A 21,269-nucleotide genomic window follows, 5' to 3' on the forward strand; every position below is an offset into this window, starting at 1 on the left:
CCTAATTTCGAAAAAATATTTTAAGTCCCCGTTTACCAGGCGAAAATCGGGAAGTCTTTCATCATCTCATTCACTTTTCCGCGAACGCGTGTAATGGTCGCTTCGTCATCGATGTTGCTGATCACTTCATCAATCAGGTCAACGATCAACGGCATATGCTCCTCTTTCAAACCACGTGTGGTAACAGCAGGAGTTCCCACACGCAAACCGGAAGTCTGGAAAGGAGAACGGCTGTCGAACGGCACCATGTTTTTATTGATGGTAATGTCGGCAAGTACCAATGTATTTTCGACTTTCTTACCGGTAATCTCCGGGAATTTGGTCCGCAGGTCAATCAGCATCGAGTGGTTATCGGTTCCACCGGAAATCACTTTGTAGCCTTTGTCGATGAATGCCTGAGCCATCACTTTGGCGTTTTTCTGCACCTGCCCCTGGTACTCTTTATATTCCGGTTTCAGTGCTTCGCCAAACGAAACGGCTTTCGCTGCAATAACGTGCTCCAACGGTCCTCCCTGAATGCCCGGGAATACAGCTGAATTAAGCAACGCCGACATCATCCGCACTTCGCCTTTCTTCGTGGTAATACCCCATGGATTTTCAAAATCTTTTCCCATCAGGATGATACCACCACGCGGGCCACGCAGGGTTTTATGCGTCGTTGAAGTAACAATGTGTGCATATTTTAGCGGATTATCCAACAGTCCGGCAGCAATCAATCCAGCCGGGTGTGCCATGTCCACCATGTAAATCGCGCCAATCTTGTCGGCAATTTCGCGCATCCGTTTGTAATCCCACTCACGTGAGTAAGCCGAAGCACCACCGATAATCAATTTCGGTTTTTCTTGCAGCGCCAACTCTTCCATCTGGTCGTAATCTACCATACCGGTGTCTTCCTTCACTTTGTAGGCAATCGGATTGTAAAGCAGACCGGAAGAGTTCACAGGCGAACCGTGAGAAAGGTGGCCGCCGTGTGCCAAATCGAGTCCCATGAATGTATCGCCAGGTTTCAGAACCGTCATCAAAACCGCCATATTGGCCTGTGCGCCTGAGTGCGGTTGAACGTTGGCATATTCAGCATCAAACAGCTCTTTAATCCGGTCGATGGCCAGTTGCTCCACTTCGTCAACATGCTGACAACCGCCGTAATAACGGTGTCCGGGATAACCTTCGGCATATTTGTTGGTCAGGCACGAGCCCATAGCTTCCATTACCTCCTCCGAAACAAAGTTCTCCGAAGCAATCAATTCAATTCCGTTCCGCTGTCGCTGGTTCTCTTTTTCGATGATTTCAAAAACCTGGGTATCTTTTTTCATGGTAAAAATTTAATCTGTTTTGTGTTGCCCAAAGGTACAATTTTTCGTCCCTTTTTCGGTTGCGCCAAGATGATACGAAATGCAAATTTAAACTATGGATAATCTCATGATTTTCCGGGCAACGTTATGTTCTATAATAGCTTTTATCGTTGATTATTCCGAAAAGTGAACGAGCACATTACGGTAGGCATTAAAAATGGTAGCTTTCGAGATAAAACCAACGTATTTCCCATCTTCCAAAACCGGCAGGTTCCATGCACCTGTTTCATGGAACTTTTTCATTACGCTTTCCATCTTCTCATCTTTCGAAACGGTTGCCGGTGGTGTCGTCATCACATCCGTCACAAATGTCTTATCATACATTTCGTTATTGAACATGATCTCCCGTATGTCATCCAGCAGGACAATACCTTCGAACCGGTTATTTTTATCTACTACCGGGAAAATATTACGATTCGATTTGGAAATGACCTTCACCAGCTCACCTAAGTTGGCATCTACCGATACGGTTTGCAAATCTGTTTCGATAACGTTTCTAAGTTTCAACAATGTCAGAATTGCTTTGTCCTTGTCGTGTGTAATCAGTTCTCCTCGCTGCGCCAGACGGATATGATAAATGGAGTGCTGCTCGAATGGCATAATAGTCAAATACGAGACAGCGCTCGTAATCATTAGCGGGACGAACAAACTGAAGCCCCCGGTAATTTCAGCAATAAGAAAAATAGCCGTCATTGGAGCGTGCATGACTCCCGCCATGGCACCGGCCATACCAACCAACGCAAAATTACGCGCCGGAACTGAGATATTTCCGAAGAGTAACAACTGCGCCAACAGAAAACCAGCCATTCCTCCCATAAACAACGTCGGTGCGAAAATTCCGCCAATTCCGCCGGCTCCTGTTGTAGCAGCCGAAGCAACGACTTTCATCACCAATATCACAGCAATGATCACCAGAAATAAAACGTGATCATTCTGCAATCCAACAAAAATGGAGTTTTTCAGAAGCTCAGCACTATGCTCATTCAGAATGGCATCGATGGAAAAATAACCTTCACCCCAAAGGGAAGGAAACAGGAAAACCAGAATTCCCAGGATACCGCCGCCAATCAACACTTTCATCAGCGGATTTTGAATCTTGTGGAATTTCCCCTCGATGTACATCGTTCCCCGGGTAAAGAGCAACGAAATAAAACCGGTGAAAACGCCCAGCAAAATATACCACGGTACGTTTGCAATATCAAAAGATTCGACGAGCTTAAAGGTGAAGTGATATCCCTGGCCCATAAAGAAAAAAGTCAGGGTTGCTGAAGTAACAGCTGATATCAATAACGGAATCAATGACGACATCGTCAGGTCGAGCATCAACACTTCGATAGCGAACAGTAATCCGGCCAGCGGTGCCTTAAAAATCCCGGCAATAGCACCGGCAGCTCCACAACCAACCATCAACGTCATCATCCGGTAGTTGAGACGGAACATCCTGGCGATGTTCGAACCGATGGAAGAACCGGTCAGGACAACCGGCGCCTCAGCTCCCACCGAACCCCCAAAGCCAATCGTGATAATACTGGCGATCATCGACGTGAACGTGTTATGGACCCGGATAATGCTTTTTTTGTTGGAGATAGCAAACAGAATCTTGGATACACCATGCCCGATATCATCCTTCACCACGTATTTTACAAACAGCATGGTAAACAGGATACCAATAAACGGATAGGCCAGATATTGGTAACTCTGTCCGTAAGAAGAAAAATCGTTCGTCAAATAATGATTGGCGAGATGAATAGCATTTTTTAAAAGAATGGCTGCCAGGCCGCTCAATAAACCAACGGTCAGACTAAGCAGAATGGTTAATTGTTGCTCGTTTAAGTGTTTTAGCCGCCATTCCCGAATACTAACCGGTATATCAGCTAATCTTTTCATGATGCGCAAAAGTAGGTTTAATTCATGTTACGCAACATGAATTTACGGTAATATTTGTATTAATAAAAAACGGACTTAGTCGTGTGAAAAATGACGCAACATTTTCTGGTAAGCTGAGAAAACCCGAGCGCGGGAAATAAAGCCAACATACTTACCTTCGTCAATCACTGCCAGGTTGTAACGCCCGCAGGAATGGAACTTGTCGGCCACCTCCTGCATCGAATCGTTGCTCGACACGTAAAACTCAGGCATGTACATCAAATCCTTCACCTTGATCTTGTCATATTTATCGGGTCGGAAAATCAGGTGTCGCACGTCATCCATTTTCAACATACCGCGCATGTTGTTCTCGTCATCCACAATAGGAAATATATTTCGGTGCGAAACTTCAATGATCTTCACCAAATCGCCCAGGCTGGCGTCAGCGTGCACCGGCTTGAAATCTGTTTCGATGAGCTTGTTCACCCGCATCATCGACAGAACCGCTTTGTTCTTATCGTGCGTGAACAACTCTTTCCGTTGAGCGAGCTGATAGGTATATACCGAGTTTTTCACGAAAAGGCGAACCGTCAGATACGACACCGAGGCAACAATCATTAGCGGGACAAACATCTTGTATCCACCGGTTATCTCTGCAATCAGAAATATCCCGGTTAACGGAGCATGCAACACTCCGGCAATCAATCCCGCCATCGCGATAAGCGCAAAGGTATTCTCATTCACCACATGGATTCCCGTGGTATTGAGGAAAAGCGCAAACAGCATGCCTGTGTGCACTCCCATGAACAAAGTCGGTGCAAAGATACCTCCCACGCCGCCGGCTCCGAAGGTAATACTGGTCGCAAAAATCTTAATCAATATCAGGAACAGGATGAAAATAAAGACCGAGTAGATGTTACCCCGCACAAAATCAAACGGTGAATTGTCATATAAATAGCCCAAATGTCCCTGCAAACAACTGTTGATGGGATTATATCCTTCACCGAAAAGCGGGGGGAATAAGAAAACAATCAGCCCCAGTAGCACACCACCAATCAGCACCCGTCTCCATTCGTTCGACATTCCTTCGAACCATTCGCTGATGAACCGGTACACTTTGGAAAAATAGGCGGAAACCAAGCCGGTTACAACCCCCAATACAATATACCAGGGAAGATCTCCATGCGTAAAGGTCGCATGAAATTGAAAAGGATACAGTACATCCTGTCCCATGAAGAAATAGGAAGTGACCACCGCTGTGATGGATGAAACCAGCAACGGAATCAGCGAAAAAGAGGTCAAATCAATCATGATCACCTCAACCGCAAAAACAATGGCCGTGATAGGTGCTTTAAAGATAGCCGCCATGGCAGCTGCCGAAGCACATCCCAACATCAGCATAATCTGCTTGTACTCGAGGTGAAAAAGAATGGCCAGATTGGAACCGATGGCTGCACCGGTCGCTACAGTTGGTCCCTCCAGTCCTACTGAACCACCAAATCCTACCGTCAGCGAACTGGTGATAATCGACGAAAACATGTTGTGCCGCCTGATTTTCCCGTTACGTTGCGAGAGAGAATAAAGTACATTGGGAATTCCGTGTCGAACCGGCCGCTTCACTATATATTTGATAACAAAAACCGTCAGCGACAGACCGAAAATGGGAAATATGAAATTGAAATAGGAATGTATCTTTTCAGGAATATACGTATCGAGCAGCCCGTCGATGAACCAAACCGAATTTTTAATGATTACTGCTGAAAAACCACCACCAATGCCCACAACAATACTGAGCATGATAATAAAGGTTCCCGGTTTTATATGAGTTAGCCTCCATTTATGAAATCGGGCCAATGGGGTATTCAAGTACGACATGCTTTTATCTTCCTCTATATTTTCCTTTTCTGAAAGCGCCATAAAATTAAGAAAAAACGTATACGTTCAACATTTCAATAGAATCCACACAACCGACTGACAATCACACCGGCGGATGAAAACTATCTGGAAACCTGAACCTTTCGACTTCCTTTTTCCGTTTTCAAACAGCCTTATTCAGATCCAATTTGGACAGATCAAGTTACGAAAACAAAAACTTTCATACCCAAAAAACGTTCGTATGGATTTACCGCTCACATTCTTTTTAAAACGTGTGGAGCATAACATTTAAAGGTGGCAGGATTAGACTATCTTTGCCATTTAAAGGCAACTGAATTATGGCAAAAAACAGAATATCAGAACTCTTTCACATTGACTATCCCATTATACAGGCCGGAATGGTCTGGTGTTCCGGCTGGCGATTGGCCACTGCCGTCAGCAATCATGGCGGCCTCGGCATTATCGGAGCCGGCTCCATGCATCCCGAAACATTGGAAGAACATATCCGGAAAGCCCAAAAAGCGACGACAAAACCTTTCGCCGTGAATGTTCCTCTGCTTTATCCGGAAATGGACAAAGTCATGGACATTCTCGTTCGTGAAAACGTGAAAATTGTTTTTACCTCCGCGGGAAATCCGAAAAAGTGGACTTCCTTCCTGAAAGAACATGGCATGACCGTCGTTCATGTGGTATCGTCGGCCAAATTTGCCCGCAAAGCGGAAGAAGCCGGGGTCGATGCTGTAGTTGCCGAAGGTTTCGAAGCCGGCGGTCACAACGGTCGCGACGAGACCACTACCCTGACGCTCATTCCAGCCGTGCGGCGGGCAACTCAACTTCCGTTGATTGCGGCTGGCGGAATTGGGACCGGCCCCGCGATCCTGGCTGCCATGGCACTGGGTGCCGAGGGCGTTCAAATCGGTTCGCGTTTCGCTGTCGCGGAAGAATCTTCGGCCCATCAAATGTTTAAACAACGCGTGGTCGATGCTGTTGAAGGAGACACAAAGCTGATGCTGAAAAAACTGGCACCGGTTAGGATGATGAAAAATCACTTCTTCGAGTTGGTTTCAGAGGCCGAAGAACGTTGCGACGATGCAGATGCGTTACGGGCGCTTCTGGGGAAAGGACGTTCCAAGAAGGGAATTTTCGAAGGTGATATGGAAGAGGGCGAGTTGGAAATTGGCCAGGTGTCTTCCATCATCGACAAGATTGAGCCGGTTTCGACAATCATGGAAGAACTGATAACCGATTACCGGGAAACACTTTCCATGCTTCAGCAACATTCACCATTTTAAAATCCGAATATGATTTCATTCGAAAAACATACACTCTCCAACGGCCTGAAGGTCATTGTTCACCAGGATAAGGTGACACCGTTTGTTGCTGTGAACGTGGCTTACAACGTGGGCTCGAAACACGAATATCCCGACCGGACCGGCTTTGCGCATCTGTTCGAACACCTCACTTTCGGCGGAAGCCGGCACGTCCCCGATTTCGACACGCCGGTTCAGCAGGCCGGAGGCTCGAACAACGCTTTTACCACCGTCGACCTCACGAATTATTACATCACCCTGCCGGCACAGAACATCGAAACAGCGATGTGGATTGAGGCTGACCGGATGTTGGGCCCGGCTTTCAACGAGACCATTCTAAATCGTGAGAAAAAAGTGGTGATTGAAGAGTTCAACCAGCGTTACCTCAACCAGCCTTACGGCGACGTATGGCATCTGATGCGCGATCTGGCTTACAAGGTGCATCCTTACCGCTGGCCGACCATTGGCAGCACACCCGACCATGTGGCCCAGGCAACTCTGGAGGAAGTGAAGCAGTTCTTTTTTAACCATTACGCGCCCAACAATGCGGTTTTGGTTTTGTCCGGCAACATTGAACCCGACAAAGCTTTCGGGTTGGCCGAAAAGTGGTTCAGCGAAATTCCTTCACGGGAGTTGAAGAATCCCCCGCGGGAAGAAGAGCCGACGCAAACCGAAAACAGGGAGTTGACCGTGGAACGGGACGTACCAATGGATGCATTCTACATCGGTTACCACATGGGCTCGCGCCAGGCAGAAGACTTCTTTGCGGCCGATTTGCTTTCAGATATTCTTTCCAACGGGAAATCGTCACGTTTTCAGCAGAAGCTGGTGAAAGAAAAGAAACTCTTCAATGAACTGGACGCTTTCCTTTCGGGAGAAAACGACCCCGGTCTTTTCACGGTAGTAGGAAGAGTGAATCCGGGAATCGCTTTTGACGATGCGAAAAAAGCAGTGTTGGAAGAAATTCAGAAAACCGTACAGGAAAAACCGCTCGATTATGAGCTGGAGAAAGTAAAAAACAAGGTGGAAGCTCATATGCTTTACCACGAAATTGGGTATCTCGACAACGCCATGCAGCTTGCCAACTACGAATTGTTGGGAGATGCGGCTCAAATCAACGAGCAGGTGGAACACTACCGCAAAGTTACGCCCGACGATATTCAGCGGGTTGCCGAAAGAATCTTCCGGGAAGGAAATATGAATACCCTGAATTACTTATCGAAGAAAGAAGGAAAATGATAAAGCCCGATAGAAATCAGCAACCGGACATTTTTCCGGTAGACAAAATAAATTTTCTGCAACCCGAAGAGCACCGGCTGAGTAATGGCTCACCGGTTTACTTGATGCATGGTGGCGAGCAGGAGATCGTGAAATTCGACTTCTTGTTTCGTGCGGGTAGTTGGTACGACAAACGAAAGCTCGACAGTGTTATGGCGGCGTCGATGCTGCACGAAGGAACTTCTTCGCGAACGGCATCACAACTGGCCGAGACATTCGATTTTTACGGTGCGCAATTCAATGCCAGCCCTTATTATGACAATAGTTACGTTTCGTTTCTCAGCCTGAAAAAACATCTGCCAACGTTACTTCCGGTGGTGTCCGATATTCTCCGGGATTCAGTATTTCCGGAAAACGAATTTGAGATTCTGCGGCAAAAGCGAAAGCAAAAGGCGCTGGTCGATTCCAAGACCGTCGGCATTTCGGCGCAACGTAACTTTTTACGCCAGGTGATGGGCACTAACCATCCGTATGCGCCTATCAAATCGTACGACTATTACGACACGGTTACCCGTGAACATGCACATGAGTTTTACCGGAATCATTACACTTCCGAACGCATGAGCATCATTGCGTCGGGACATGTCGATAACAAAACGATGGAACTGCTGGAACAATCGTTTGGAACGCCCTGGGGTGGAAAAACAGATTACGCACCCGACACAAGCAAATTGCAGCTTCCCGATCCCGAAAAGATTGAAATTCATAAAAAGGGAGCTTCGCAAAACGCTATTGCCATTGGCCGGCTGATGCCCACACTGAATCATCCGGATTATCCGGCATTGAAAGTGTTGGTCACGCTGCTGGGTGGTTTTTACGGCTCACGCCTGATGAAAAATCTTCGGGAAGACAAAGGATATACCTATTCGGTGCATTCCTCAGCCATTCCATTCCTCAAACAAGGCATATTCCTGACTTTTTCTGAGGTGGGAACCGAAGTTTCCGCGAATGCTGTTATGCAGATTTATCATGAAATGGAGCGGTTGCAAAATGAGCTGGTTCCGGAAGATGAGCTGGAAATGGTCCGCAGCTACATGATGGGACGCGTGCTTCGCGAATTCGACGGTCCGTTTGCCATGGCGCAAAGCTTTGAGACCATCTTTGAATTCGGGTTAACCTATGGCTATTACGAACGGCTTATCGAAACCATCCGGAATATTACGCCAGCTGAAATACAAAACCTGGCTCAACAGTATCTATCGCCCAAAGACATGACGCAGGTAATTGCCGGAAACGTATAAAAAAAGGGGCCCTAAAGCCCCTTTTCTTTTTACTGTATATAAGAACAACTATTCTTTCAAATCATCGGTCCTCGTTTCAATGAGATAAACATTTCTTTCAGCAGCACTTCGGGAAATTAATTCACCTAAAAAGCCTGCCAAAAAGAGTTGTGTTCCCATTAGCATGAAGGAAAGTGCCAGGTAGAAATAGGGACTCTCGGTGACCTTATCGGCGTGAATGCCGTTGGCCACGCAATACAACTTGTAGGCTCCCAACCATAATGAGGTCAGAAAACCAATCACAAACATGAAGGTTCCCAGCGTTCCGAACAAGTGCATCGGCCGTTTACCGAAACGGGAAATGAAATAGATGGACATCAAATCGAGATAGCCATAGATAAAGCGGCTTAAACCGAATTTGGTTGTCCCGTATTTCCGGGCGCGGTGCTGAACAACCTTCTCTCCTATTTGTGAAAAACCAGCTTGCTTCGCGATGTAAGGAATGTACCGGTGCATTTCGCCGTACACCTCAATACTTTTCACCACCTTGCCGCGGTATGCTTTCAAACCACAGTTGAAGTCGTGCAGTTTAATGCCGGTGACTTTGCTGGCAGTGAAATTATATAACTTGCTTGGCAGCGTTTTGGAAATCGGATCATAACGCTTCTTCTTCCAACCCGATACTAAATCGTAGCCATCTTTAACAATCATCCGGTACAGTTCGGGAATTTCGTCGGGACTATCCTGCAAATCGGCATCCATGGTAATCACCACGTCGCCTTTTGCTTCCTCGAAAGCAGTATGCAATGCAGCCGACTTTCCGTAGTTGCGACGAAAACGAACGCCACGGGCATGTTCATCTTCCCGGGCCTGTTGTTCAATCCATTTCCACGAACCATCGTTGCTGCCATCGTCCACGTACACGACTTCAAACGAGAACCCATGCTCATTCATCACTCTCGTGATCCACGCGTGCAGTTCCGGCAGCGACTCTTCTTCATTAAATAAGGGTACTACAACCGATATATCCATCTGGTAAAACGCTCTTTCTTTTTTAATTCTGTTCTTCCTCTTCCACTACTTCACCGAAAGGTTCTTCCGGATTTCGCTTAAAGAAAATTGCAAGAATCAAAGAAAAGATAAATCCGAATAAGGTCAAAGAGAAGACTTGAGAAACAGCCAACATGGCAGGAGTCATCATTTTCTTGGCCATTTGCATGATGGTTTCAACCTGATCTTCCGACACGCCGTGTTCCAAATAAGTTTGCTCGGTATAGATATACAGCTTATCAAGCAATCCCGTATCGATGAATTTATACAGGATGAAAATAAAGAACCCCATCAAGATGGAGGCAAAAAATGTCTGCGCTGTTCCCAAACCAAGCGCTCTTCCGTATGGCATTCCTTCTGCTCCGCTTTTCTGGCGAAACAGGTACATGCCCCACGAGATTCCGGCCAAAAGCAGGGCATAAGAAATATAGCTCGCTACTTTGGAAAACGGATTTCCACTTACGTAGAATATCACCTGCGATAAAATAAACGCGAGTCCTAAATACAATCCGTAGGACATGGCGGGTCCCAATACCGATTTACGTTGATTTTCCATGATCATGATTTTTCAATAAACATAAAACAAAGATACCCTTTTTGGGCGAACACGACAGCATTCAGCAAAAAGTTGCACTAAAAAATTATAACCGATACCGGACTGAAAATAAATTTCTTATTCTCTCAACCGAAAAAAAAAGCTCCCCAACTCCGCGTTTTTGTTTGGTGCGAATACTTTTTTTTCTACTTTTGCCGCCGGGTAAGTCCTACGCGACCAGCTCCTGCTGAATTCCCCCAGGGTCGGAAGGCAGCAAGGGTAGGCGGTTGTAGCGGTGCGACGTAGATCGCTTACCCACCTGCCGGATTAGCTCAGTTGGCCAGAGCACGTGATTTGTAATCTCGGGGTCGTCAGTTCGAATCTGACATCCGGCTCATAAGAAAAGTTCTTTAAACGTTTGTTGGGGAGATACCAAAGTGGCCAACTGGGGCAGACTGTAAATCTGCTGGCTTATGCCTTCGTAGGTTCGAATCCTGCTCTCCCCACACAGGTGATGTTTCGAAGTCGACAGCATTGCATCACGTTTGTGCCTTGTGTAAGCCTATTTTCGAAGTGAAAGTAAGGCTTTTTTTTACGCCCGATTTGCGGCATTATGTTCTTAAATTTTTTGTCGGTATAGTTTTATTTATTTGCTTTGCATTCCGCTAAAAATGCGGAGAAGCGAATAACAGAAACAGCAACGGGGAGATACCAAAGTGGCCAACTGGGGCAGACTGTAAATCTGCTGGCTTATGCCTTCGTAGGTTCGAATCCTGCTCTCCCCACCAGTTGTTTTTCCGGAAGTTGATAAAAGGAATTTTTCTCAACTGATTTACACCCGATACAGGCTTTGAGCCTGGTAAAATATGTATCCGCGGGAGTAGCTCAGCTGATAGAGCATCAGCCTTCCAAGCTGAGGGTCGCGGGTTTGAATCCCGTCTCCCGCTCAATTTCTGCCAATAGAGCAGAGAAGGGTAAATCATCCGGAAAACAACTTTTGCGGGAGTAGCTCAGCTGATAGAGCATCAGCCTTCCAAGCTGAGGGTCGCGGGTTTGAATCCCGTCTCCCGCTCAATTGCCGATGTAGCTCAGGGGTAGAGCGCTTCCTTGGTAAGGAAGAGGTCACGAGTTCAATTCTCGTCATCGGCTCACCAAAGCCTGGTCCAACCGACCGGGCTTTCTTCGTTTATATCGTCTGCATTAACCGCCCGATTCCCCGATCTTTGACCACGCGCTTCACCGGTGATAAACTAAGCAGGGACGAACGAATCTCATTTACGAATGAGACATTGAACCAGTTTTCCGGTTGATCAGCACCTTTTATTTTTACCGCAATTACGGTGCGTAGCGTAGAGCCACGTACACGGAACGTAAGCTCACTGTATTTTGCCGGATGAAAGTGAATATACCTTTCCTCGTTTCTTCCTTCCAGGAATATCCATTTCGATTCATCAGGAAGCTCCAAAAACCGGTACATCTTTTCGTTGTTCAACCATTCCCGGTAGGAAGACAAGGAAATAACGTCCCGCTCTTTCAGCATGGTTGAAGTGGTGTCCAATATTTTCTGGACTGATAATTCGCCAAAATAGATGTCAGTCATGGGAGCGCCTATTCCCGAAAGGATTTCCTGCAACTCGCCATCATTCGGTTTTAGACTGATTGCTTCGGTAATAAAACGGCGAATGTAACCGAGGTGATGCTTCAGGGGATTGAAAACAAACGGAGGCACAACATCAAAATAATTATGTATTTTTAAACTTCCCATTTCAATAAATGTAAGCAATATGACGGAAATGCGCTCGGAGGAGCATCCCACGCCAGCCAACTATCCCGTGGAGCTTTATGAAGTAATTCGGGTTATCCGGAAAGTGCCGCTTTTCCTGGAAGAGCATTTGAACCGGCTTTACCAATCGGCCCGGCTGGCCGACGTACATCACCTGCCTGGTCCGGTGGCGCTGGAAGAAAAAGTTGTGTCGTTTTTGCGCAACAGCGAGGTAACGGAAGGGAATATCCGCCTGTCGTTGACCGTCCAGTCGGAAGAAGACTCGCCGGAGCCTGCATTGACCTTTATTCCGCACCGTTATCCGAAAGAAAAAGAATATGAGGAAGGTGTCTGGCTGAGAACATTAATGGCTCAGCGCGAATTGCCCAATGCAAAAATCTACCGGCCGGTTTTGCGTCAGCGAACGGATGAAATTATTGCGGAAGGAAAATACTATGAGGTGCTGCTGGTGAATCATGAAGGTTACATCACCGAAGGAAGCCGTTCCAATGTATTTTTCGTTAAAAGAAACCGGTTGTACACCCCGCCCATGCAACAGGTATTGCCCGGCATTACCCGGAAAGTCATACTTCGCTTATGTATCGAAAATGACATCCTGATAAGTGAAGAACCGGTTAAACTGGCGGAACTGGATTCATTCGACGCTGTTTTTATTTCCGGAACATCCGTTAAAGTTTTGCCCGTTTCCCGCGTTGATGACCACAAGTTCGACCACGTGAATATGCTCGTGAGAAGAATTGCCCGCCTATATGACGATCAAATTGCCTCTTATATCCGGAACAAAATTATGCCCTGATTTTACGGCATAAAAAAGGTCCGCCCCCGATTGGAACGAACCTTATGATGGTTAAAAATTCAAGTGTTAATTCATTGCAACAGGAATACCCAGTATTTCGAGAGTTTGCGGCTCTCCTTCGAAAGCAATCCGGTTGATTTCGACGAACCGGTTGTACCAATCTTCCAGGTCACTGATTTTCTTTTCCAAATCAATCACCTCTTTTAGCTCAGATCCCTTTTGCTTTCGGTACTCCTTAAATACCTCGCGCATAATGTCAATCAAATTGCGCGCCTGATTCAATTCACTTTCGGGCACATTTTCTTTCAACAAAGCCTCCTTAATTGAGTCATTCTCGAGTAAGGCAACATAGAAAATATCAGCCTGCGAAAGCCATTTCTGGTAATCAGGATGTTCCGGATACGTGCGCCGCCAAATTGCCTTTGCTGCTGCATTATCCATTTCCTGCACTAACCGACGATGCCGGTTGTAAAAATTCTCAAAATCGTTTTTAACTGTTTTAAATGATTCAAGTAACAATCTTTCTTTCCCGTCATAATTATCCGGCACTCGATTTAACCGAATAACCTCTTCCAGAAGATTACGTGCTGAATGCATCGCACCAAAATCATAGCCGTAATTTGCCAAACGGGCCATAATTTCAGGTTCACTCAGAATACGGTAAATAGAATTTTCAATTCTGGCCAGTGTTGTAGCCATTCTTTTGTCTCGGTTTGTAATCATAATGGGAAGTTTTATGGGGTGGATATTTAAACTTCTGTTGCTTTCAAGTTACGCAATATATCATACGTAATATGTCATTCTGTTAAGCACTTAACAATTGTTTCAATTTTTTTACATCCGATGGGCATTCCTCCCGCTCAGTTTGTATGCAAGCACAATCCAACTGAATCTTAATTCATTTTTTGTTGTTCTCTATTCTTACTCATATTGATGAAAAAGGATACAAAAAAAAGGAAGTTTTTGCACTTCCTCTCTGTATTTTCATGTCAGACAAACGCTATGTCCTACACTTGAGAATAACTTACCGGTTCATAATATCGGTTGGCAACGTACGAAACACTGTTGGCATATTCGGGTTTGTCTTTCATCGCTTTCCACGCTTCACTTTCATCAAACTCTTTCCATAACTTGTCGCGCTCCTCCATATCGTTAAAACTGAGCATATAGGTTAACGATGGCATGGTGTCGCCGGCCAGCACCTTGCCAAAAAACAACGGCGAAAGTCCCACCTCGTTGAAAAGTGCCAATTCTTCGCAGTTGAACATCTCTATCTTTCTTTGCGCAGCATCTTCGCTGTAACTTTGATAATTGCGCAATTCAAAGACTTTCGGTTCGCCGGAAGGAGTTTTCATTTCCGGGAAACCGGAAATGGCTTCCAACAAATACGTCGTATAGCGAGTATAAACAGAATCGTCGACAGAAAGAGCATTGTACTTTTTCGATGCCTTCCGGTAGATCTTATTTTTAGCTAACTCTTCTTTTACCTTGAAAAAGTCTCTGCCGGATTCGTAAGGAATTAGCAACAGCATCCGTCCGGGATACCTCGCTTTCATCTCCCTGAAAACACCTACCGGTTCGGCACCGGCCCGGTTTAGTGCGGGAATCAGTGCATACCTGAAATATTGGTCGAGGAATTCCTGCCTATTGAGGCGAATCAATTCGTACTCCCGTAATTCGTAAAACTGTTTGTGCGACGGAGAAGTTCCTTCTCCTGCAAAAACGCTTGTGGATAGAGCTGTACCTGCAGCTCCCAGCAAGGCGGAGCGAAAAAAGTTACGACGTTTCATGCTAGGTTCGTTAGGTTGGTTATTGTTAGATCAATTTACACAGTTTGTCGAAGGATAGCAACTTTGCCTCGTTTTCAGGCTTTTCACTTTTTGAAAATGAGAGTTTTATCTATCTTCAGGAAGGTTTTGCCTACCGGGAAACCGAAAACTGACTAACTAACCATATTGCCATGAATCGACAAACAGCTACTACGCTGAAGACCGATCGCATTTTTGCTATCGACTTTTTTCGCGGAATCACCATGTTCCTGCTTATCGGCGAATCCACTCATCTGTATCATTATCTGATTGCTCCATCCCTGGACGGAACGGTTATTTCGGCCATTGGAACTCAATTGCACCATCACCCGTGGAATGGCCTGCGGTTTTGGGACTTAATCCAGCCGTTTTTTATGTTTATCGTCGGTGTTTCCATGCCATTCTCTTTCGGAAAACGATGGCAGCGTGGCGACAGCTGGAACCTCACTTTCCGGCACGCCTTGAAACGCTCGTTCCTGCTGCTCTTTTTCGGCTGGGCCTTGTACTGCATTGGCCCGGGGAAAATCACTTTCGAGCTATGGAATGTCTTGGCGCAACTATCGTTCACTTATCTCGTCGCATTCCTGCTGATGCGAAAATCGATTCCAACTCAAATCATCGTCACGTTCCTCCTTTTGATCGGTTCAGAATTGCTGTACAGATTGTTTTGGATACCCGGATTCGACCAACCTTTTACCCCTGATCACAATTTCGGTTCGTGGGTGGATTTACAGCTGATGGGGAAACTTTCTGGCGGTCATTGGGTGGCGTTCAATGCTGTTCCGACCACTGCACACACGATGTGGGGAGTTTTGGCCGGTCTGGTTCTGAAAAGTGACCGAAGTAACCGTAGCAAGATCGAAATACTACTGATGGCCGGCCTGCTTGGAGCTGTCATTGGCTACGCACTTAACCCGGTCACGCCCATTATTAAGCGAATTTGTACCAGTTCCTTTGTGCTGGCGAGCGGAGGTTGGAGTTTCATAGCCTTAGCACTTTCTTTCTGGATGATCGATGTACTCGGCTATAAAAAGGTGCCAGCTTTCTTTGCCATTGTGGGACTGAACCCGTTATTCATCTATTTGCTGACCAATACCGGCGGATCGCGATGGCTCTGGGGAATTGTCAAACCTTTCAGCTTCGGCATTTTTAGCTGGACAGGAAAAGTCCCAACAGAAATCATCACTGCTTCCATCGTTTGGTTCCTGCTTTGGTATATCTGCTATTTCCTTTACAGGAAGAAGATTTTCATTCGAATTTAAAAGCATAAAAAAAGCCACCCGAAAGTGGCTTTTCAATTTATTTTGAGCTTCAGATTATTTTTCTTCCAGAGCCCAATCCATAGCAGCCATGCGCTGATATGAACGGTAACGCCACTTGGCATTTTCTTCTGCAGCTTTGAAGAGTTCATCGGCTTCAGCCGGGAACGATTTCTTCAATGCAGTATAACGAACCTCGCCATTCAGGAAATCCTGGAACTTGCTCCAATCCGGTTCTTTCGAATCGAGCTGGAACGGATTCTTGCCTTCATCTTCCAACATCGGGTTGAAACGGTAGAGTGACCAGTAACCGCTTTCAACGGCACGTTTTTCCTCTTCCTGAGACTGTCCCATCGAGTTGCGGAGTCCATGAGCAATACAAGGCGCGTAAGCAATAATCAGCGACGGTCCGGGATAAGCCTCTGCTTCACGCAGTGCTTTCAGGTACTGTGACTGACTTGCTCCCATAGCAACCTGAGCAACGTAAACATAACCATAACTCATGGCCATTGCTCCGAGGTCTTTTTTCCGGATTTTCTTACCGGAAGCGGCAAATTTAGCTACAGCACCTACCGGAGTCGATTTGGAAGCCTGTCCACCAGTGTTCGAGTAAACCTCGGTATCGAGTACCAATACGTTTACATCTTCGCCGGAAGCCAATACATGGTCCAAACCTCCGTAACCGATGTCATATGCCCATCCGTCTCCACCGAAGATCCACATCGATTTCTTCACGAGATACTGCTTCAGCGATTCGATTTCTTTCGCGTAAGCGGCATCTTTTCCTTTAATGGCATCCAGTACTTTCGCGGTAGCTGCTTCTGATTTCTCAGCGTTAGCCATACCTTCCAACCATTCGGTGAAGGCTTCACGTTCAGCATCGTCAATACCATTATTAAGTGCTTTGCTCATGACATTGGCCAGACGCTCACGCTGTGCGTTTACACCTTCGGCCATACCGAAACCATACTCGGCGTTGTCTTCGAACAGTGAGTTCGCCCATGCAGGTCCGTGTCCGCTCTCGTTGTTCGAGCAGTAAGGAGTTGCAGGAGCTGAACCTCCATAAATAGAAGAACAACCGGTCGCATTGGCAATCATCATGCGCTCGCCAAAGAGCTGAGTGGTGAGCTTTACGTAAGGAGTTTCACCACAACCGGCACAAGCACCTGAGAATTCGAAGAGCGGCTGAGCGAACTGTGAATTCTTAACAGTTTTGTTTTTATCAACCAGCTTGTCCTTGTACGATACGTTGTTGGCAAAGTAATCCCAACGCTCAACTTCAGGCTCCTGAGTTCCCAGCGGTTTCATCACCAATGCTTTTTCCTTGGAAGGACAAACATCAGCACAGTTACCACAACCGGTACAATCGAGCGGTGCAACCTGGATACGGAACTGTAATCCGGCAAATTGTTTTCCATTGGCTTTGATGGTTTCGGTTCCTTCGGGAACACCAGCCATTTCTTCCTCATTTACCAGGAATGGACGAATGGCAGCGTGAGGACAAACATAAGCACACTGGTTACACTGAATACAATTTTCCGGTACCCATTCCGGTACGTCAACAGCGATTCCGCGTTTCTCGAAAGCGGTTGTTCCGGCCGGGAATGTACCATCTTCGATACCTTTAAAAGTAGAAACAGGCAGGTCATCACCTTTCTGCGCGTTGATAACATCCACCACATTTTTGATGAAGTCGGGACGGTTACCGTTGTTAGCTTCACCGTTTGTACCCAGTTTGGCCCAATCAGCAGGAACTTCGATTTTCTGCACGTTTTTACCACCGGCATCAACAGCTGCAAAGTTCATGTTGACGATGGTTTCACCTTTCATACCATACGATTTCACAATTGCTTTCTTCATCTCATCAACAGCCATTTCGTAAGGAATAACTTCGGTGATTTTGAAGAAGGCCGACTGCATAATGGTATTGGTGCGGTTACCCAAACCAATCTCGGTAGCCAGCTTGGTACCATTGATGATGTAGAAGTTGATGTCGTTTTCAGCCAGGTAACGTTTCATGTGATCCGGCAAACGCTTTTTAGTCTCTTCTTCATCCCAAATGGTATTCAACAGGAAGGAACCACCTTTCTTCAAACCTTTCAGTACATCGTACTGATTCAGGTAAGCCGGTACGTGACAAGCTACGAAGTCAGGAGTTGTAATCAGGTAAGTCGAACGAATCGGTTCGTCACCGAAACGAAGGTGTGATGCAGTGAAACCACCTGATTTTTTTGAATCGTAAGCAAAATATGCCTGGCAATATTTGTCGGTTGCGCCACCAATAATTTTGATGGAGTTTTTGTTGGCACCAACTGTACCATCCGATCCCAGACCGTAGAATTTAGCTTCGTACAATCCTTCCGGAGATACTTTTACTTCAGGCAACAACGGCAACGACTTGAAAGTCACGTCGTCTTCGATACCTACGGTAAATTGATTTTTTGGTTCTGGCAATTCCAGGTTGTTGTAAACCGAAATAACCTGCGCCGGAGTAGTGTCTTTTGAACCTAAACCGTAACGACCACCAACAACCATCGGAGCATCTTTCTGTCCGTAGAAAATCTCGCGAACGTCGAGATACAATGGTTCACCGTTAGCTCCCGGTTCTTTAGTACGGTCGAGTACAGCAATACGCTTAACTGACTTCGGCATTACGTTGAGCAGGTATTTGGCTGAGAACGGACGATACAGGTGTACGGTAACCAAACCTACTTTTTTGCCTTGAGCAGCTAAATAATCGATGGTTTCGCGAATGGTTTCGGTAACCGACCCCATAGCGATGATAATATTTTCAGCATCAGCCGCACCGTAATAAGTGAATGGATGATATTCACGACCGGTAATTTTGCTGATCTCTTTCATGTAGTTTTCAACGATATCCGGAACGTCATCGTAGAAAACGTTAGAAGCTTCCTTAGCCTGAAAGAAAATATCGGGGTTCTGTGCAGTACCACGGGTTACAGGATGCTCCGGATTCAACGCGCGATCGCGGAATTCCTGCAAAGCTTCCATATCAACCAATGGCGCCATATCTTCGTTTTCCAGTACTTCAATTTTCTGAATCTCGTGCGAAGTACGGAAACCATCGAAGAAGTGTACGAAAGGCACACGGCTTTTGATGGTTGACAGGTGAGCGATACCAGCCAAATCCATTGCTTCCTGAACGGAACCGGAAGCCAGCATTGCAAAACCGGTCTGACGGGCTGCGTAAACGTCACTGTGATCACCGAAAATTGACAGTGCGTGTGTCGCCAGGGCACGGGCACTTACGTGGAATACAGTGGGTAAAAGCTCACCCGCAATCTTGTACATATTGGGGATCATCAGCAAGAGACCTTGCGATGCAGTATACGTTGAAGTCAATGCACCCGACTGCAATGCTCCGTGAACAGCACCGGAAGCTCCACCCTCACTTTGCATCTCTGCCAGACGAACCGGTTGTCCGAAAATGTTTTCACGGCCTTTAGCCGCCCATTCATCTACACTTTCCGCCATAGGAGATGACGGCGTAATGGGATAAATACAAGCTACTTCGCTAAACATGTAGCTGACGTGTGAAGCAGCGTAGTTACCATCACAGGTTATGAACTTCTTTTTGTTTGCCATTTGATTTTGACTTTAATAGTATAATAATCGTTTGTCGTATAATTAGTTGAACCGTAAATCCTTTTTCAATATAAAAAACCGAATAACCATAGTGGAATAATATTACCGTCTCCTATTTCAATCATGTCGGCGGCACCGTATTGTCCCTGTTTTTCGGGCTGTGTATATTTTCCCCCTACCCAGAAATCGTATTTCCCGTTGACCCGGAAATCCGCTTCAGCGGTTGAGGTTAGTTTATGCTGATATCCAACCTGATTATAGAAGAATGTCTGCCTCAGGTTACGATTGTTAATGTTCTCGGGAGCAATGGCATGCAGCAGGTTGGTGTTGTGCAGGTATACCAAATCGGGTTTCTTCAGCTGACCGTTGTTACCATTGGGAAAAAGCAGGTTGATAAGCCGTGCATTTTTCAGGTAACGGAGGTAATTCAGAACGGTTGCCCGTGATGTCTCCACTTCGGAGCTCAATTTACTCACATTTGGCGCCAAAGGCATCTGAGCACTGATGATCTGCAACAGCTTTCGCAGCTTTGGCAGATATTTCAGCTCTATTTGGTTGAGATATGTAACGTCGATCTCCAGAGCCAGGTTCACGTGTTTCAGCAAATTTTCCGTATAAAAAACCTGGTTATTGATAAAGTACGGATAATAACCAAACTTCAGGTAGTCCGGAAAATAAGCTAAAGGCCTCACTGAACTGATGATATCACGAACAATCTCCTCGTGGCGGTTGATAATATCATCCAACGTAACTTTCGTGAAGTTTTTCCCGGTACGGTAATTCAAATACTCCCGAAACGAAAGACCTTCGAGGTGATACACACGGGCAATGTCTTTTAACGCTTCGTTGCCTTCAATCACCCGAAGAACCGGTGAACCGCTGAAAATTACTTTCAACCCGGGCAATTCATCGTAACACTGCCGCAACTCTGTTGCCCATTCCGGGTACTTGTGAACCTGATCGAGAATCAGAACTTTTCCACCCCGTTTGTAAAATTCGTCGGCAAATGAAAAAATACGACGACGGGTGAAATAGAAATGATTCATGTTGACATACAGACAACTCTTGTCTTCGCCAAAATAATCTCTTACATATTGTAGCAGAAAGGTGGTCTTCCCCACTCCTCTGAATCCTTTAATACCAATCAGGCGATGTTCCCAATCAATATCCTTGACCAGCTCCCGGTGAATCAAATCATTTGACTCACGGACTAAATAGCGATGTGTGTTAAGAAAGTATTCCACCTTTTGTAAAGTATTTTCAACAAAAATAAACATTCACATCACCATTTTGCTATCTACAGATTACAATTTCACCTTTCAGATGCAATTTATATCTGGTAAAAATAAATACAACATTTCTTCATATCTGAAAATTATGATATTCAACAAGGTAGAATTTTGAATTTCATCTATCCCACTATTCCCATCACAAACTTGCTATTACCTAAAATCAAACACGTTACACCTATCGATCTGATTTGTAATACAAATGATACATCTTTTTATCCTCAATGAAACAACATCATATT

The 21,269-nt window shown here is 45.8% G+C and carries 15 protein-coding genes, 6 tRNA genes and 1 other RNA gene; 12 read left to right on the plus strand and 10 right to left on the minus strand.

The window, feature by feature from the left end:
- Positions 1-32 precede the first annotated feature (32 nt).
- The 3 genes from glyA to AC060N_RS15530 all read right to left on the minus strand — a co-directional run bounded on the left by glyA (position 33) and on the right by AC060N_RS15530 (position 5,015).
- Positions 33-1,313, minus strand: coding sequence for a serine hydroxymethyltransferase (gene glyA / locus AC060N_RS15520; protein ID WP_479524615.1), 1,281 nt, complete (start codon positions 1,311-1,313; stop codon positions 33-35).
- Between the two features lie 153 nt (positions 1,314-1,466).
- Positions 1,467-3,239: a chloride channel protein gene (locus tag AC060N_RS15525; protein WP_479524616.1), complete on the minus strand. Its 1,773-nt coding sequence runs from the start codon at positions 3,237-3,239 to the stop codon at positions 1,467-1,469.
- 75 nt (positions 3,240-3,314) lie between these two features.
- Positions 3,315-5,015, minus strand: a complete 1,701-nt coding sequence (locus AC060N_RS15530) for a chloride channel protein (RefSeq protein ID WP_228491986.1) — start codon at positions 5,013-5,015, stop codon at positions 3,315-3,317.
- A 416-nt stretch (positions 5,016-5,431) separates the two neighbouring features.
- Between AC060N_RS15530 and AC060N_RS15535 the strand changes: the two genes are divergently transcribed.
- From AC060N_RS15535 to AC060N_RS15545, 3 genes are read left to right on the plus strand one after another with little or no spacing between them, the layout of a single operon-like run.
- A complete protein-coding gene (locus AC060N_RS15535) occupies positions 5,432-6,385 on the plus strand; it encodes an NAD(P)H-dependent flavin oxidoreductase (protein WP_479524617.1) in 954 nt (317 codons plus the stop codon).
- 9 nt (positions 6,386-6,394) lie between these two features.
- Complete coding sequence (locus AC060N_RS15540) at positions 6,395-7,642, plus strand: M16 family metallopeptidase (protein WP_479524618.1); 1,248 nt, start codon at positions 6,395-6,397, stop codon at positions 7,640-7,642.
- On the plus strand, positions 7,639-8,922 hold the full coding sequence (locus AC060N_RS15545; RefSeq protein ID WP_479524619.1) for a M16 family metallopeptidase: 1,284 nt from the start codon (positions 7,639-7,641) through the stop codon (positions 8,920-8,922). The genes AC060N_RS15540 and AC060N_RS15545 overlap by 4 nt, the downstream gene beginning before the upstream one ends.
- Positions 8,923-8,970: 48 nt before the next feature.
- Here the strand turns inward: AC060N_RS15545 and AC060N_RS15550 are convergent, their stop codons facing one another.
- Positions 8,971-9,933, minus strand: coding sequence for a glycosyltransferase family 2 protein (locus AC060N_RS15550; RefSeq protein WP_479524620.1), 963 nt, complete (start codon positions 9,931-9,933; stop codon positions 8,971-8,973).
- 22 nt (positions 9,934-9,955) lie between these two features.
- The gene (locus tag AC060N_RS15555; protein ID WP_479524621.1) at positions 9,956-10,507 is read right to left on the minus strand and encodes a DUF4199 domain-containing protein; all 552 of its coding nucleotides are present in this window, start codon (positions 10,505-10,507) and stop codon (positions 9,956-9,958) included.
- A gap of 199 nt (positions 10,508-10,706) precedes the next feature.
- On the opposite strand from AC060N_RS15555, the gene ffs reads away from it, so the two are divergent.
- The 7 genes from ffs (at position 10,707) to AC060N_RS15590 (ending at position 11,635) form a co-directional block, all read left to right on the plus strand.
- Positions 10,707-10,800, plus strand: an RNA gene (gene ffs / locus AC060N_RS15560) — signal recognition particle sRNA small type.
- Between the two features lie 7 nt (positions 10,801-10,807).
- Positions 10,808-10,881 (plus strand) — tRNA-Thr (locus tag AC060N_RS15565).
- A 28-nt stretch (positions 10,882-10,909) separates the two neighbouring features.
- Positions 10,910-10,992, plus strand: a tRNA-Tyr gene (locus AC060N_RS15570).
- 196 nt (positions 10,993-11,188) lie between these two features.
- Positions 11,189-11,274 (plus strand) — tRNA-Tyr (locus AC060N_RS15575).
- A gap of 86 nt (positions 11,275-11,360) precedes the next feature.
- A tRNA-Gly gene (locus tag AC060N_RS15580) sits at positions 11,361-11,433 on the plus strand.
- Between the two features lie 52 nt (positions 11,434-11,485).
- Positions 11,486-11,558, plus strand: a tRNA-Gly gene (locus tag AC060N_RS15585).
- A 5-nt stretch (positions 11,559-11,563) separates the two neighbouring features.
- Positions 11,564-11,635 (plus strand) — tRNA-Thr (locus AC060N_RS15590).
- Positions 11,636-11,672: 37 nt separating this feature from the next.
- On the opposite strand, the gene AC060N_RS15595 is transcribed toward AC060N_RS15590, so the two are convergent.
- Entirely contained in the window at positions 11,673-12,251 is a 579-nt protein-coding gene (locus tag AC060N_RS15595; protein ID WP_479524622.1) for a hypothetical protein, read from the minus strand.
- A gap of 19 nt (positions 12,252-12,270) precedes the next feature.
- Between AC060N_RS15595 and AC060N_RS15600 the strand changes: the two genes are divergently transcribed.
- On the plus strand, positions 12,271-13,065 hold the full coding sequence (locus tag AC060N_RS15600; RefSeq protein ID WP_479524623.1) for an aminotransferase class IV: 795 nt from the start codon (positions 12,271-12,273) through the stop codon (positions 13,063-13,065).
- A 66-nt stretch (positions 13,066-13,131) separates the two neighbouring features.
- Here AC060N_RS15600 and AC060N_RS15605 read toward each other — a convergent pair whose 3' ends face one another.
- Positions 13,132-13,788 carry a PQLLE family protein gene (locus AC060N_RS15605; RefSeq protein WP_479524624.1) on the minus strand — a complete coding sequence of 219 codons (657 nt, stop codon included), beginning with the start codon at positions 13,786-13,788 and terminating at the stop codon, positions 13,132-13,134.
- A 284-nt stretch (positions 13,789-14,072) separates the two neighbouring features.
- Positions 14,073-14,855, minus strand: a complete 783-nt coding sequence (locus tag AC060N_RS15610) for an NIPSNAP family protein (RefSeq protein ID WP_479524625.1) — start codon at positions 14,853-14,855, stop codon at positions 14,073-14,075.
- Between the two features lie 170 nt (positions 14,856-15,025).
- Between AC060N_RS15610 and AC060N_RS15615 the strand changes: the two genes are divergently transcribed.
- A complete protein-coding gene (locus AC060N_RS15615) occupies positions 15,026-16,135 on the plus strand; it encodes an acyltransferase family protein (protein WP_479524626.1) in 1,110 nt (369 codons plus the stop codon).
- A 54-nt stretch (positions 16,136-16,189) separates the two neighbouring features.
- Here the strand turns inward: AC060N_RS15615 and nifJ are convergent, their stop codons facing one another.
- Together nifJ and AC060N_RS15625 are read right to left on the minus strand one after the other, a co-directional pair.
- On the minus strand, positions 16,190-19,738 hold the full coding sequence (nifJ, locus tag AC060N_RS15620; RefSeq protein WP_479524627.1) for a pyruvate:ferredoxin (flavodoxin) oxidoreductase: 3,549 nt from the start codon (positions 19,736-19,738) through the stop codon (positions 16,190-16,192).
- Between the two features lie 65 nt (positions 19,739-19,803).
- Complete coding sequence (locus AC060N_RS15625) at positions 19,804-21,015, minus strand: AAA family ATPase (protein WP_479524628.1); 1,212 nt, start codon at positions 21,013-21,015, stop codon at positions 19,804-19,806.
- Between the last annotated feature and the right edge of the window lie 254 nt (positions 21,016-21,269).

This window comes from Prolixibacter sp. DSM 2831, assembly GCF_056493735.1.